The organism is Bacteroides sp. An19 (genome assembly GCF_002160215.1).
GTDB classification, from domain to species: domain Bacteria; phylum Bacteroidota; class Bacteroidia; order Bacteroidales; family Bacteroidaceae; genus Phocaeicola; species Phocaeicola intestinalis.
In genome coordinates this window covers 12,512-28,248 of sequence record NZ_NFKD01000016.1, presented here as the reverse complement: position 1 = coordinate 28,248, position 15,737 = coordinate 12,512, and the positions used below count along the sequence as shown (strand labels likewise).

General features: G+C 44.0%; 13 protein-coding genes and 1 tRNA gene. 11 read left to right on the top strand and 3 right to left on the bottom strand.

The features are described from left to right. Positions 1–2: 2 nt before the first annotated feature. Positions 3–518 carry a pyridoxamine 5'-phosphate oxidase family protein gene (locus B5F25_RS08475; protein ID WP_072530488.1) on the bottom strand — a complete coding sequence of 172 codons (516 nt, stop codon included), beginning with the start codon at positions 516–518 and terminating at the stop codon, positions 3–5. Between the two features lie 254 nt (positions 519–772). Further along, positions 773–1,546, bottom strand: coding sequence for an IS5 family transposase (locus B5F25_RS08470; RefSeq protein ID WP_087248937.1), 774 nt, complete (start codon positions 1,544–1,546; stop codon positions 773–775). Positions 1,547–1,828: 282 nt separating this feature from the next. On the opposite strand from B5F25_RS08470, the gene B5F25_RS08465 reads away from it, so the two are divergent. Then, on the top strand, positions 1,829–2,518 hold the full coding sequence (locus tag B5F25_RS08465; protein ID WP_072532061.1) for a Crp/Fnr family transcriptional regulator: 690 nt from the start codon (positions 1,829–1,831) through the stop codon (positions 2,516–2,518). A gap of 721 nt (positions 2,519–3,239) precedes the next feature. On the opposite strand, the gene tilS is transcribed toward B5F25_RS08465, so the two are convergent. Beyond that, complete coding sequence (gene tilS / locus B5F25_RS08455; protein ID WP_087248933.1) at positions 3,240–4,538, bottom strand: tRNA lysidine(34) synthetase TilS; 1,299 nt, start codon at positions 4,536–4,538, stop codon at positions 3,240–3,242. 211 nt (positions 4,539–4,749) lie between these two features. Here tilS and feoB point away from each other — a divergent pair, with 211 nt between their 5' ends. The 10 genes from feoB (at position 4,750) to B5F25_RS08410 (ending at position 15,726) form a co-directional block, all read left to right on the top strand. Continuing rightward, the gene (gene feoB / locus B5F25_RS08450) at positions 4,750–7,230 is read left to right on the top strand and encodes a ferrous iron transport protein B (protein WP_087248931.1); all 2,481 of its coding nucleotides are present in this window, start codon (positions 4,750–4,752) and stop codon (positions 7,228–7,230) included. Between the two features lie 94 nt (positions 7,231–7,324). After that, positions 7,325–7,489 carry a FeoB-associated Cys-rich membrane protein gene (locus B5F25_RS08445; protein ID WP_022039495.1) on the top strand — a complete coding sequence of 55 codons (165 nt, stop codon included), beginning with the start codon at positions 7,325–7,327 and terminating at the stop codon, positions 7,487–7,489. A 134-nt stretch (positions 7,490–7,623) separates the two neighbouring features. Further along, positions 7,624–7,809 carry a hypothetical protein gene (locus B5F25_RS21625; RefSeq protein ID WP_162614379.1) on the top strand — a complete coding sequence of 62 codons (186 nt, stop codon included), beginning with the start codon at positions 7,624–7,626 and terminating at the stop codon, positions 7,807–7,809. After that, a complete protein-coding gene (locus tag B5F25_RS08440) occupies positions 7,803–8,396 on the top strand; it encodes a hypothetical protein (RefSeq protein ID WP_241148380.1) in 594 nt (197 codons plus the stop codon). Before B5F25_RS21625 ends, B5F25_RS08440 begins: the two co-directional genes overlap by 7 nt. Positions 8,397–8,575: 179 nt before the next feature. Beyond that, positions 8,576–10,363: a hypothetical protein gene (locus B5F25_RS08435; RefSeq protein WP_087248927.1), complete on the top strand. Its 1,788-nt coding sequence runs from the start codon at positions 8,576–8,578 to the stop codon at positions 10,361–10,363. Between the two features lie 191 nt (positions 10,364–10,554). After that, positions 10,555–10,941 carry a hypothetical protein gene (locus B5F25_RS08430; RefSeq protein ID WP_087248925.1) on the top strand — a complete coding sequence of 129 codons (387 nt, stop codon included), beginning with the start codon at positions 10,555–10,557 and terminating at the stop codon, positions 10,939–10,941. A gap of 199 nt (positions 10,942–11,140) precedes the next feature. Then, positions 11,141–11,842 carry an outer membrane beta-barrel protein gene (locus B5F25_RS08425; protein WP_087248923.1) on the top strand — a complete coding sequence of 234 codons (702 nt, stop codon included), beginning with the start codon at positions 11,141–11,143 and terminating at the stop codon, positions 11,840–11,842. A 304-nt stretch (positions 11,843–12,146) separates the two neighbouring features. Further along, positions 12,147–12,218, top strand: a tRNA-Cys gene (locus B5F25_RS08420). Between the two features lie 88 nt (positions 12,219–12,306). Then, entirely contained in the window at positions 12,307–13,566 is a 1,260-nt protein-coding gene (locus tag B5F25_RS08415; RefSeq protein WP_087248921.1) for a glycoside hydrolase family 88 protein, read from the top strand. 354 nt (positions 13,567–13,920) lie between these two features. Beyond that, a complete protein-coding gene (locus B5F25_RS08410) occupies positions 13,921–15,726 on the top strand; it encodes a LysM peptidoglycan-binding domain-containing protein (protein WP_022039502.1) in 1,806 nt (601 codons plus the stop codon). The last annotated feature ends 11 nt before the right edge of the window (positions 15,727–15,737 follow it).

Sequence of the window (15,737 nt, the reverse complement as noted above, 5' to 3'; positions counted from 1 at the left end):
TACTACTCCATCCTTCCATACTTCATTTCATCGCCATTCTTATCGTATTGTTTACGCTTGCCTGTTGGAGGAGCCGACAAGGTTACTTTGACTACAGCTGTACGATGAAGGCTTCTTTTAACTGCTTCCTCAAAAGCGTCCATGTGTTTTGGCAGAAAGCGTTGGCTAATTAATCTCAATGCCAAAATCTTTTCTTCATTATCAGTAACAACCTCAGCTTTTCCAAATGCAATAGCCGAACGGTACTGAAGAGTGAAAGTTCCATCTTTAGGACCAACCGTAGGTTGGCATTTTGTAACAGCAGAAAGACATACTTCTGGATTTACTGCTATAGCATCAAGTTTATCACCTTCTGGAGCACAATGAAAATACCAAATATCATCACCATTACTGGCCAAAGATAATGGTACTCCATATGCAGTACCGTCCGGTCTTGTAAAACTAACCGTTATATATGGAGCTTTGCGCATTATTTCCAATGCCCAGTTGCTGTCCATTTCCCTACTTACTTTTCTCATAAAGTTCTAAATATGCTTAAATATTTGCCTAATATTACAGGTAAGAACAACCTCTGTTCTATTACCTAGGTATAAAATATTCTATAACTATACGACAAAATTACCTTAGATGAAAAAAATACGATGTAATAAAAATGACACCATTGATATTTATTAGAGAAAATACCTGATGAAATAATCAATCCAATACATTTTCATTCTTAACTGTATGTTTTATTCAGCGAATATTTCAAATCTAAGAAGCTGTTTTGATTTCATTCGATAAATTTGTTAAGCATGATTTGGATGAATGCGATTTGTACCATGGCTTCCGCAGTTTCAGCGAGGAATTCATAATCGATGGTTAGCCTTCTGAAGTTTTCCAGCCATGAGAAAGAGCGTTCCACAATCCAGCGCTTAGGCAGAACTTGAAACTTGGTTGGACATTCGTCCGGCCTGAGCACGACATCCAATACCCATCCGAATTTCTTCTTGACCCAATCAGCCAACTTTCCCTTATAACCACCGTCTGCCAGGATTTTCACCAAGCGCGGGAATTTATAAGCAAGTTTCTCTATGACTTGCGGAGCGCCTTTGCTGTCATGCAGGTTGGCTTCATGGATTGCGACGGCTAACGGAAGACCAAGCGTATCGACAATTATGTGCTCTTTCCGCCCCTTGGTTTTCTTGTTCCCGTCTATACCGCGGTCAGAATCAACATGATGGGAAGTCTTCACACTTCTGGAATCCATGATGCCAAGGCTGGGGCTTTCCTGACGCCCTGCCTGTTTACGGATGAAAGCGTGCAAGGTATCCATCACCTCTTCAAACACGCCTTCAAGCTTCCATTTACGGAAATAGTAATAGACGGTTTGCCAAGGGGCGAAGTCAGAGGGAAGCATACGCCACAGGCAGCCGGTCTTGTTGATATAAAGGATTGCATTCATTATCTCTTTAAGAGAATGTTTTCGGTTCCTCGCTTGCGGTTCTAAAATATTTTTTATAACTTGCCACTGTTTTTCAGTCAGGTCGGTTGGATAGTGTGTCATAACTTTATAGTTTGGTACCTTTAAAGATATAACATTTTTCCAATTGGCCTGCTGATTTCAAATTTTAAGGAGACTGTAACATTATTCTTGAATCAATTCAAAACAGTTTCTAAACTTTTGAAAAGCATATAATATACATACATGAAACTTCATCTATGAATAAAACACTATGTTCACATAATCCTCAGTAATCTGATAATCAGATTGGATATTAGTCCGGATAAAGTTTCATAATGTCGGCAGAAAATACTAACTTTGTACATTTTCAAAAAGAATAAGATTATGGAGACAATTGAATTTAATGACTATTATAAAGATATATTATTCTCAATACCACTATTCCGTGATTTAAATACTATATTAAAAAAGAGACTCATTCAGGAACTTGATTTTAATTTATTCAAGATTCAAAATAATGAAATAATTGCAGAACAAGGAGAAGCCTGTTCCAGGCTATATATCTTATTAAAAGGAGAATTAGAGGTCAATATTATTGATGCAAATGGCAATGAGGTTCTAATCGAAAATATTGTGGCCCCACGTGCATTTGCAACTCCTCATTTGTTTAAAGAAGACAACAGATTCCCCGCAACATTTAAAACGATTGAAGAATCTATACTTCTGACAGCTACAAAGGATTCCACATTCCGTCTCATCAGTGAATGTCCTGATATTTTAAGAAGTTTTCTTTGTGTATCCGGAAAATGTAATATATGTACAACTGTACGTTTGGATGTTTTATCCAGAAAAACAATTAGAGAACGTATCCTAGTATATCTGTTTAAAAAGCAGGCTAAAGACTCTAATATCATTAAGATGCCTCATACTTTAACGCAGCTGGCTGAATATTTGAATGTTACAAGACCTGCATTATCAACTGAATTCAATAAAATGGAAAAGGAAGGATTAATAAAAAGAATACCTAATGGTAACATAGAATTAAACTTGGCTAAAATTAAAAGGCCCATATAATATCAAGATTAATTTCAATTATAATAGAAGACCTGACAAATAGCTCATTTACTTTTATTTCATGACTATTTGCCAGGTCTTCTATTTTCTACTTACAGTAAATTATATGTAATTTACTCAATTGAGCGTTCTGTTTAATATACATTTTATTATCGAAACTTGAATTCAGAATAATTACCACCAAAACTCATACAGGAATCGTCACTTACAAAAGATTTGTGGGTTTATATTCAGTGATATCCATCCCCAGTCTTGCCAGCTGTTATGGTTACCTCCTTTTACAATATCCATTGTTGAAGTCCCGAACATTACAGAATAGCCTAAAGACAAACTTACATCCTTCATTATCTTCCAGTCCAGCTGATAATCAATTGATAAATCCAAAACAGCTTCTTAATTTTTCTGATAAATTTGTTTTGCGGATATGAATCAATGTATGATTGAAAGGTTCAATATCTGTTTCAGGCTGTCTTCCTTTTACGTTCTCCATATGGAAACCGTACGGTTTCCATATCGAAAACATACGGTTTCCATATCAAGAACGTACGGTTTTGATATGGAAACTATAAAAGGAAGCTATCTGGATTAATAACGCAACCCAATCAGATACTTCAATTATATGGCTTGGGGAATTTGATTATAAATGCCCATAACATTTTTCTTACCCTGGAGCGACAGGGAAACGACCTTTAAAAACGCCCTATAAAGACTGCTCCAACCATTAGAGAATGGCTGGAGTATCTTTTTTTACCCGCAACATCAATACCCGACGGGTCTGTCCCGTTACCCGGAAACGATTATCGGTACGTTCGTTTACCAGCCATACGATATCATCACCGGCACACACCACATATTGGTTTTCTTTATCGAACAAAGAGTACTTGCGGTCGCGCAAATAGTCGCGCACCTTCTTGAATCCACGCATACCAAAGGGAACGAACTTATCGCCCGCCTGCCATTTACGCAATACCAGCGGAGCCTTTACCTTCGAAGCATCCAGACAAGCCACATGCACATCTTTCGGCACTTGGAAGCCTGCATTCACCTCAACCGTTTCCTGCTGCAAAGTCCATACCACTTCTTCCGTTTCTTCCCGTTTTCTGACCAGCAGGCAATCACGGTCGCGCAGAACCACATAATCCGCCGAATAAAACAACCTGCCCGATTCTCCATCCAAGCTACGGTAAATATCATTCAGTTGCGCCGAATTGAATCCCAGCGGATGCAACAATTCAAACAAAACCGTCTGCGGAGACACTTCCCGCAGCACAGAACTGATATGAATGCGCCCTTCATCATCCTTTACCCGCTTGCAAGACTCTTCCATTGACGAACGATAGACCGCCTCTACATCAGCAAGCCTACGCGCGGTCCCGGCGATGGTCTCGCTTACCGACGGATTGATTTCTTTCAATAGCGGAAGCACATCGAGCCGTATTTTATTACGCATAAACACATCCTTTGCATTAGTACTGTCGGTCACATAGTCCTGCCCCAACTGCTTCAGATAGCACAAAATCTCCTCACGGCTCACCTCCAGAAGCGGACGCACCACCTTGCCGTTCTTTGCCGCAATGCCTTTCAATCCCTGTATGCCTGTTCCCCGAACCAGATTCAACAAGAAAGTCTCTACACTATCGTCACGATGATGAGCCACAGCGATTGCCTGCGCTTGCTCTTGCATACGGATTTGTTCGAACCAAGCATAGCGAAGCTCGCGTGCTGCCATCTCTACCGAGACATGATGCGCAGCGGCATATGCCTTCGTATCAAAATCAGCCACATGCAAAGGCACTTCCAGCCTTGCACACAAAGTCCGCACAAAAGCCTCATCCCGGTCCGATTCCGTCCCGCGCAAATGGAAATTACAATGGGCTGCCACACATCGTACACCCGATTCCACCAGCACACGCAACAAAGCTACCGAGTCGGCTCCCCCACTCAGTGCCACCACAACCGTATCACCTCCGGCAAACAAATCTTTCTCGCGGACAAATCGCAATATTTTCCTTTTAAACATAAAGCAAAGATAAGAAAAATACCTGACTATATGCAATGCCTCATGCACCTATGTGCAAAACCTCTTGCAGATAAGTGCTCCCAACACCCCATATACATACATTCTGAAGCGAAAACCGATGCAACTTCTTTACATTCTATTTAAAAACAATCTAAATAACTTGCATAGCAAAAATCTATCCTATATCTTTGCCGCAAAATAAACGGCAACTATGAGACTATCAGAACTTAAAACTGGAGAAAAAGGAGTCATCATCAAGGTAATGGGGCACGGAGGATTCCGCCGGCGCATCATCGAGATGGGCTTCATCAAGGGAAAGACGGTGGAAGTACTGCTGAACGCACCGCTGAAAGACCCTATCAAATACAAAATCATGGGATACGAGATTTCACTCCGCCGGCAAGAGGCAGAGATGATTGAAGTGATGAGCGAAGAAGAAGCACGTGCCTCCATGCACGAAGACCGGGTGCTCAACCCCATCGAAGAAGACATTCCCGTATCCGAAGAAAAGCTGAAGGAAATAGCACAGGGCAAACGGCGCACCATCAACGTGGCACTGGTGGGGAACCCCAACTGCGGCAAGACTTCACTTTTCAACATCGCTTCGGGAGCGCACGAACATGTAGGCAACTATAGCGGAGTAACGGTAGATGCCAAAGAAGGGCATTTCGATTTCCAAGGCTATCACTTCCGGCTGGTCGACCTGCCGGGCACCTATTCGCTCTCGGCATACAGTCCCGAAGAACTTTACGTGCGTAAGCACATCATCGATGAGACACCCGACGTCATTATCAACGTAGTGGATGCAGGCAACTTGGAGCGCAACCTCTATCTCACCACCCAACTCATCGACATGAATGTGCGCATGGTGGTGGCACTCAACATGTACGACGCACTGGAGCATAGCGGAAATACCCTCGACCATAAAACACTGGGGCAACTGTTAGGCGTACCTATGGTGCCCACCGTAAGCCGCACAGGAAAAGGCATCGATACACTTTTCCACGTCATCATCGGGCTATACGAAGGTGCCGACTTCATGGGGCAAAAAGATGAGATAAAGAATGAAGCCCTGCGCGAACTACGCCAATGGCACGACCAGTACGCGCCCGACCACAAGTTCGGAAGCAAGGAAGAAGAAGTACAAGAGTTTGACTCGAAAAGCTATATCCGCCACATCCACATCAACCACGGACCGGAACTGGAGCGCAGTATCGATGCCGTAAAGAAAGAAATCTGCAAGAACGAGAACATCCGTTACAAATACTCCACCCGCTTCCTGGCCATCAAGCTGCTGGAAAACGACAAGGATATCGAGCAGCACGTCATCTCTACCCTTCCCAACGGCACAGAAGTCATCCAGATACGCGACAGAGAAGCCGAACGCATCCGCCGGGCGATGAACGAAGACAGCGAACAAGCCATCACCGATGCCAAATACGGCTTTATCTCGGGCGCACTGAAAGAAACTTTCGTGGAGAAGAACCAGAACACCGAAGCATTCACCCGTGTGGTAGACAGCATCGTGACCCACAAGATATGGGGCTTCCCCATCTTCTTCCTTTTCCTTTACATCATGTTCGAGTGCACCTTCATCCTTGGTGCCTACCCGCAGGAGTGGATTGAATGGCTGGTAGCACAAATCGGTTCACTGGCCGAACATTACATGCCCGCAGGCCCGCTCAAGGATTTGGTCATCGATGGCATCATCGGAGGTGTGGGAGGCGTCATCGTATTCTTGCCCAACATCCTGCTGCTCTACATCTTCATCTCGTTCATGGAAGATACGGGTTACATGGCACGCGCGGCATTCATCATGGATAAAATCATGCACAAAATGGGATTGCACGGCAAGTCGTTCATCCCCCTCATCATGGGCTTCGGATGCAATGTACCGGCTATCATGGCTTCGCGCATCATCGAAAGCCGCAAGGCACGCCTGGTCACCATGCTCATCAACCCGCTGATGTCGTGCAGCGCCCGCCTGCCCATCTATCTGGTATTGATAGGAGCCTTCTTCCCCAGCCACGCCAGCCTGGTATTGCTCTCGCTCTACGTAGCCGGCATCCTGCTCGCCGTGCTCATGGCACGCATCTTCAGCAAGTTCATCGTAAAAGGCGAAGATGCTCCTTTCGTCATGGAACTTCCACCCTACCGTATGCCTACGGCAAAATCGGTGGCACGCCACACCTGGGAAAAAGGCGCGCAATACCTCAAGAAGATGGGAGGGATCATCATGATAGCGTCCATCATCATCTGGTTCCTCGGATATTATCCCAACCACGACCGGTATGAAACTACCGCCGAACAGCAGGAGAACTCCTACATCGGCCAGATAGGCAAAGCCATCGAGCCCGTTATCGAACCGTTAGGATTCGACTGGAAGATGGGCATCGGCATCTTGTCGGGCGTAGGAGCCAAAGAGCTGGTGGTCAGTACGCTGGGCGTACTCTATACCAACGAAGAAGACATCGAGAATGTCAATCTCTCCGAACGCATCCCCATCACGCCCTTAGTGGCATACGGCTATATGCTCTTCGTACTGATATACTTCCCCTGCATCGCCACCATAGCGGCTATCAAGAACGAGTCGGGAAGCTGGAAGTGGGCAGCTTTTGCGGCTTGCTATACCACCGTACTTGCCTGGATAGTGGCGTTTGCGGTGCATCAGATAGGGAAATTATTTATTTAATTGACTAGTTGACATCGGTTTTAATTAGATAAATACATGCTATTAAAGACCTAGTACCTGGTCAACTAGTGCCTAGTTCCTAAAAATAAAACTCATGGACACACAAACTATCCTTGTTTATATCATCGTGCTGCTCTGCGTTATTTACGCAGGGCGGCACTTCCTGAAGTTCTTCAAGAAGAAGAAACCGGGACAAACCGATTGCGGGTGCGGATGCGGATGTGCCGGATGCCAGAAAGGGAAACACAAGAAACCTTGAAAGCATTGCCCGATTAACCAATATTCACTATCCGCCAATAGGGAGCTTCCGGTTTCTTTCCGTCATACAGATGAAACCAATTAAAGAAGCCAAAGTTATGAAAAAGTTAGAAGCTGTTTTGAATTTATCGTGCGATGATTTGGGATGAGTTTTTGAGGCATTTTTGCTTCTGTGATGAGGAAGATAGCGGGCTATCTGACGAAGAACAGGAGCGAAAAGGACCAAAAAATCGCCCAAAGCACACACGAAAACGGATACATCAAGCCAAGAAAAACTTTTTGGAGAAATTCAAAACAGCTTCTTATTCTTTTTATTGTTAGTAATCTTTTCCACCTCCGCCTTCGCGCAGAAGGTGGAACACGGAGTGTTAGTCGGCGGAGGTATCGGATTCCCCATGCAGGACAGCAAGCAACTTATTCCGCCTACCAACGAATTACGCTACGACCATAACCTGAAAGGAAACGGGATGATAGGATACCGCTTACGCTTCCTGCCTCAGCGGAAACACTTCTTCGACCTCGACCTTACCATCGGATTCCAAGGTATGAGCACACAAAAATACGTGCCGTTCCTTTCTAAACAAGACGGCACTTACACCGGCAATGAAGGAGATGAGTTCAGCGAGTTCGTCATGCCCGTATCCATAGCTGCCAGCTGGAACTACCGCATCACCGGGAAGTTCTTCTTCGGGCTGGGTATGGCTCCTACCCTCTATGTACGCCCGCAAGCCGTATTCGACCTGCCCGTCTTGACTAAAGTGGGCTATCGCATAGGAAAGCATTGCGAGCTTGCCCTCTCCTACCAATACGGATGCCTCGACGTGCTGAAGCATTTCAACAAAGGAGCGGCAAACGGACGCAAAGGGCATCTGTCCGACCTCATGCTCTCCGTGTACGTTCCTTTCTGAGCAAACAGAAACAAATAGATGCGAACAACAGACATAAATTGAAAAGTAATCTGCGAAATCTGCGTCAATCTGCGTTTCAACTAACGAACGCAGAGGCGCAGAAGCAGATATTTTTTTAACTGAAACGACATACATATTTCAACGGATTTTGCTTAATTTTGTCATGAAACCCAAAAAGCATGAAAACAAAAGCCCGATATATGTACCGCTTTCTTGTATACGCAATTACCTTTATTTTCTTTTTGACCGGACTTTTCTCCTGTCAAGAAAAAGCTAGTATAGCTACCTACCAATTAACACAAGCCCACAAACTGTTGTACACCCATCCAGAACAAGCATACTTGCTACTGGACAGTATAGAATATCCCGAAAATCTGAATGCACAACAAAATGCCCGATGGTGCATGATGATGGGGCAAATAGCCGACACACTTCATACCGACCTCCCTTATAGTCACCAATTAGAACGAGCGGTACATTACTATCAACATAAAGGAAGTGCAAATGAACAGGCACGCATCTTGCTTTATTTAGGCAGGGCATATGTAGAAGATGGGAACTATGAAGATGCCATGCATACTTATTTAAAAGCACAGGATATAGCTCTAAAAATAAAAGACTTTAATCTTGCTGGTTATATTAACAGTTATATGGGAGATATGTACGAATTCAAAGCTATGTACCCTAAAGCAAAGGATAAATATTTGCAAGCCGCCGATTTCTTTAAATTTGCCAAGAATCAGCGCAGCCAAGCTTTCGCTTTACGCGATGCCGGACGGCAGGCTGCATTCTCTGACTCACTCAATATAGGGTTACATTATATGCAAGAAGCCGAAAAATTAATACGGCCTATAGGAAACCTCTCTGATATTGGAAGTATCATAAATGGCATAGGCAATATTTTCCAAATGAAAGGTGAATATGCTAAAGCTAAAAATTGTTTCAAACAAACGATAAAAGAGAATTACCCCTATTGCCTACCTGATTTTTTAGCCCTAAGCCATATATACATCCAAGAAAATCAATTGGACAGCGCACGTTTATGCCTCCAAGCGGCAGAACAGCTTAACAACAATACAAAATTAACGAACCTAAATGAAGACATTCCCATTGGAATGCTTCAAGCTCGTGCGCTAATAGAAGAGAAAAAGCATAATTACAAACAAGCATTAACATATCTAAAGGAATATATAGAATTATCAGATTCAATCATGTTCCTCAGGAGCCAAAATGAAGTCATCACAGCAGAAAAGAAATACAACCAAAGCAAATTGTCTGCCGAAAACAAACGGCTAAAACTAATAAAACACCGATATTTCACCGGGGGCATACTTCTCCTACTTTTTGCTTCATTAATGACTATTATCTACCAATTACGATTAAACAAGAAAAACAAAAAAATCAACCACCAGGAATTGGAACTTCAAAACAAGAATGCAAAATTAAATATGCTGGCAAAGGATTTGGCTCTCAATAAAGCCGAATTACAAAATCTATCCTTAAAAATAGCTGAACAACAACGGCTCAATATAGACAATGTTTTACTGGAGACCCAATATGTCGAGAAACAACAAGAAACAAAAAACTTAAACCTGCAAATCCAGCAACAACGGTTACAATTATTTCAAGAAGCCAACATTACAAAAAGACTGTACAGATTATCTGAAAAAATAGTTGCCGGTAAACAAAAACCACTATTGGGGAACAAAGATTGGGCAGCCATTGAAACACTCATACGTTCAATCTATCCGCCTATCTACGAATTCTTACAAAATAATAACTTGACCGATAAAGAACAACAATGTGCCTACTTGTCTGTATTTGGATTCGACACTAATAGAGAAGCTGTACTTTTAGGTGTACAAGTAGATTCTGTCAACAAATATCGCTCAAGAGTACGCCAAAAATTACAACTGACCGGACAAAAAATCAACATACACGACTTTTTGCATAGTTTATTAGACTAAAACACTTATTTTCAATAAAATACAGAAAGTTCCATCCTATAATTTGTCCCATACTCTGTCCTATCAATAAAAAGATAACTTCCTATAAATCAACATCTCTTTGTCCCGTTTCTAAAAGCTATTCTTCTTGAAAAATTTTCTTGTCCTACATAACTTTGCACCATTAAAATAACCATAAAACAAAAAACGACATGAAGAAAAAGCAAAAAGTACAACTGATTTTATTAATAGGGATAACTTTACTGACTGCAATTCCTATTCAAAGCAGAAAATGCCATTGGAGAGACACATGGCATACAAATAGCAAAATGCAAACTATATCATTAGATGCCAATCAGCTTATAGAAGGTGACCTTGATGAAATCACCCAAGTTTTGTCTCTTAAATTTTTGCAAGATATAGGTTCTGTATGCCTTACCATTACAAATCAAGAAGGTGAAATTACATACAAAGAAACCATTCAAACTGGGTCAACCCCTTTGTACGTAATTTCCTTAAAACATCTGAATATAGAAAAAGGAATAGTCTCCATTACAGATGGTAAAAACACCATTTACAGTTTTATTGAATTACAATAATGTGAGTGAGTAAAGGCAAGCCCCTTCCTTTTCCCCGCTAAAAGAAACCGGAAGTGCCTGCCCCAACCACCTAAAAAGAAAGGAGGTGAGTGCGAAAATAGAAAGAAAAGAAACCAAAAACAAAACAACAACACACTTTAATAGTGAAGAATAGTGAAGAAATACATAACAATCCATTCAAAACAACCATTACATCATTATGAACGTAAAATTATCCATTATACTCATACTGTCTCTTCTAAATATCCTGCCAATAGCATCCCAACAAGTAAAGTTTGGCGTAGAAGCCGGAGCAAACCTGTCACACTATCTGGCAAGTCAAAAGCATACGGCAGAACAAACAGGAGGAATGAAAGCCGGGTTCCAAGTAGGGGCAACCGTCGACTATGAGTTCAAAAAACATTGGACACTTTCATCCGGACTGACACTTTTACAGAACCGGAGCACCATGAAATTCTCGCCTTACATGGTGACACATTTTCCTAAGACAGACACTAAAATAAACAACCTGATCCTGCCCCTCAAGATAGGTTATAACTTCCACATTACCGAGCGTTTCTGCCTGATGCCGTCTATCGGCCTTTATGCAGCATACGGCTTCAGCGCAGGAAGTTCCTCGCTGGAAATTGTACAGCCCGATGGAGAAGGTGCACGCACGGAAACACACCAATGGAATCCGATGAAAGGATATTCGTACCCCATCGAAGGAAGCCCGAACAATGCACATGCCCTTCTCACTCCTTTCCGCCACTGGGAATATGGAGGAACTGCCGGACTGAAAGCAATCATAGCCGAACATTACACCGTCAGTTTCAATTACATGGTAGGCATCAAACAGGTGCACGACCTGTTAGGATTGCGGAACTCTAATTTCCAACTGAATATCGGATACCGGTTTTAAACGGCATACCTTTTTGATGCGATAATGCCCAAGCGCAATCTGCACGCTCTCCACAGAAGAAACAGATTGCGCTGGCTTCGTATTTCAAAAAGACAACGATTCAAACATGCCTTTTGATGAACACAAGTGAGTTCGCCGTTTAACGATGCACATGAGTACAATAAAGAGCATTTCTTGAAAAGACAGATAGAAAACTGATGGAAAACATGAAGAAAAATGAAAAATTTCGGTGGAAAGTATTGCAGATTCAAAAAATAGTCATACCTTTGCAACGCATTTGAGAAACACAAGTGTAACAACCAATGGTTCCTTGGATGAGTGGCTTAGTCAGCGGTCTGCAAAACCGTGCACGGCGGTTCGAATCCGCCAGGAACCTCAAAGCATGAAGGTCGGCTGAATGTTCAGCCGGCCTTTTTTCGTTAACCGTAAAAGAAATAAAACCTAACCCTAAAAAACTATCGAGCATGAAAACATTCGTATGCGCCGTATGCCTGCTTCTTGCCGCCTGCTGCACCCTTTCCACTCATGCGCAAACACGCTATTCGCAACGCATGGCGGAATCACAAGGCAAACAATGGACACACGGCAAATCGTGGGACTACGTGAACGGGCTGGTAGCCAAGTCGCTCCTGAACCTTTGCGAGCAATACCAATATGCCGACTGGACTGCCAACTATTACCAATGGGCTAAAGAATATGCTGATAACGCCATCAATCCCGACGGCACCTTCAAGAACTTCAAGAAAGGAAACATTGACAACATCAATTCGGGCAAGGTGCTCTTCGCCCTTTACCGCCACGAAAAAGCCTTGGACGAGCAGAACGGCACGCACAATGCCGACCGCTACAAAAAGGCTGCCGACTGGCTACGCAATTACCTGGTGAACGACTATTCGCGTATCCAGACAGGCGATGCCAAAGGTTGTTTCTTCCACAAAGATATCTATCCGGGACAGATGTGGCTGGACGGCCTCTATATGGGAGCCGCCTTCTATGCCGAATGGCAAGCCAACTTCGACCCCAACAATACAAAGGCATGGACCGACATTGCGCACCAGTTCAAGACCATCGCCCGTCATACCTACGATGCCGGCAAGCAATTGTATTATCACGCATGGTCTGCCAATCCCGAAGACGCCAACTCGTTCTGGGCAAACAAGACTGAACCGCATAAAGGATGTTCAAAAGAGTTTTGGGGACGGGGCATGGGCTGGTATTTCGCCGCACTGGTCGACGTACTGGAAGTGATGCCCCAGTCGCACCCCGACTGCAATGAGCTGAAGACCATCGTAAATACCGTAGCCAAGGGGCTGGCACGCTGGCAAGACCGAGAGAGCGGCGTATGGTACCAATTGCTGCAATACGACGACTCGTTCGTAAGCCGATGCGGCATCGCCAATTACCTGGAGTCCTCGGCTTCGAGCATGTTTACCTACGCTTATCTGAAAGGCATCCGCCTCGGCATCCTGCCCGAAAGCTATAAGGACGTAGCCGAAAAGGCATACCAAGGATTGCTGAAAACCTTTGTCACCACCAACGAAAACGGCACCATCAACCTGAACCAAAGTTGCCGTTCGGCAGGATTGGGTCCGGCAAAAGATCCCTCGCGCGACGGTACACCCGACTATTACCTGTGCGGTAAAGACGTAACCATCGTAAACAATGAAGGCAAAGCCATCGGCCCTTTCATCATGGCTTGCCTGGAATACGAATTAGTGAAATAAGTTTATCATTTTTCACCACAGAGGACACAGAGCCTTTTAAATTTTTATGAATTCCGCAAAATGCCCATAGTATAAGAGGAAGTTAAAAGAAGTTATACCTTCGGCAGGAGTTAAAAGCCAATAGTCTTGCTATGGCTTCCATGAACTAATGTATTGGCTTCTAACTCCTTTTAACTCCTTGTTGGGAAAATACGGATATTCAATTATATTTTCCTGTGTGGTACCCTGTATCCTGTGGTGAACTTTTTATTTCCCAAAAAATCTTACACGGAGAGCAAATTCTTGGGAATATCCATTAGCCTACCGATAAAAATGCGTATTTTTGCCCGTTCAAACAATTCAAGAGACAAAAAGATGAAATTCATTCATATTCTTTGCGTAGCGGCTGCGTTGTGGATAGGTAATCCCGTACTGAACGCACAGACCGCGGGCGATGCGGGATTTTTCCTGCATACCGTGGCACAGGGGCAAAGCTTATATTCTATTTCACGGATGTACAATGTGCCGGTAAGTGATATCGTGCGTCTGAATCCCGGGAGCGACCAGAAAATCCGCACGGGCGAAACGTTGAAAATCCCGCAAGCATCTGCTGCCAAGCAGGGACCGCAGTATCATACCATTCAGCGGGGGGAAACCCTGTATCAGCTGACTGTGAAATATGGGGTGACTGCGCAAGCCATTTGTGCTGCAAATCCTGGTCTGAGTGCCAGCAATTTCCGTGTGGGGCAGGTTATCGTGGTTCCGGTTCCTGATGAAAAGACAGAGGCACAACCTTCTTCTACTCTTGCAAAACAGGGTTCGGAACAGGCGAAAGACGAATGGAAGACAATGCACAAGGTGCAACGCCGTGAAACCATATTCAGTATCTGCCGCCAGTATGGCATCAGTGAAGAAGAATTGCTGGCGGCGAACCCTGAGCTGAAGAAAGGTAAGCTGAAACGGGGAACCTTTCTTTTTATCCCTTATCCAGAGGCGGAACGCCAGGCTATGGCAGAGGTGATAGAGGCGGCAAAACAGGCTGCTGCCGAGCCTACCAACGAGGAGCTGTTCAGGCAAAATGCTGCTGAAAAGAAGCCTATTAATACGATTAAAGTGGCACTGGTGCTCCCTTTTTCGAAAGAGAACGGTGCACAGCGCGAGCCACAGACACGTATTGTGGAGTTTTACGAAGGTTTTCTGATGGCGGCAGACAGCCTGAAACGTCAGGGAGTGTCGATGGATATCTATGCCTACGATACCAAGGAGACTAAGGCAGGTGCCGAAAAAATTCTGGCAGACAGCCGGATGAAAGAGATGGATTTGATTGTGGGGCCGGTAAATGCCGCTTCGATTGCTCCCTTGACGGATTTTGCCCGGCAGAACAATATCCGGTTGGTGGTGCCGTTTGCTCCTAAGGTAGACCAGGTGTTCAACAATCCTTTGCTTTACCAGGTGAATACGCCACAATCGTATCTGTACTCGGAGGTATACGAACATTTTCTCCGTAAGTTCGGGCGGAGTAATGTGGTGTTCCTTGATGATGGTACGCCCGACCCTGAAAAAGCCGATTTCATTAAGGGAATGAAGGCGGAACTGAAGGATAACGGTGTGCGTTTTACCCAGATACGCCTGGAGGGGGAAATTGACCCTGCCCGGGTTATCAGTGCGATGGACACGCTGCAACAGAACATTTTCGTACCGCTTTCGGCACGCAGTACAGCGTTGACAAAACTGGTTCCTCATCTTACGCTGGTGCGCAAGGAACATCCGCATTTCGACATGCACCTCTTCGGTTATCCTGAATGGCAGACCTACACGCAGGATTTCCTTGCCAACTTTTACGAACTGGACACGTATTTTTATTCGTCGTTTTATACCAACAACCTGTTTCCAGCCGCCGTGGACTTCACACATGCCTACCGGCACTGGTATAGCAAGGATATGGCGAATATCTATCCCAAATACGGCATGCTGGGGTTTGACATCGGTTATTATTTCCTGAAAGGGCTTTCGCAGTATGGCAACAAATTGGAAGACAATCTGGACCGTATGAAGGTGGTACCGATACAGACCGGATTCAAGTTTGAGCGGGTCAATAACTGGGGCGGATTCATCAACCGCAAGATATTCTTCGTACATTTCTCGCAAAATTACGAACTGGTCAAACTTGATTTTGAATAAGTAAGTATGCA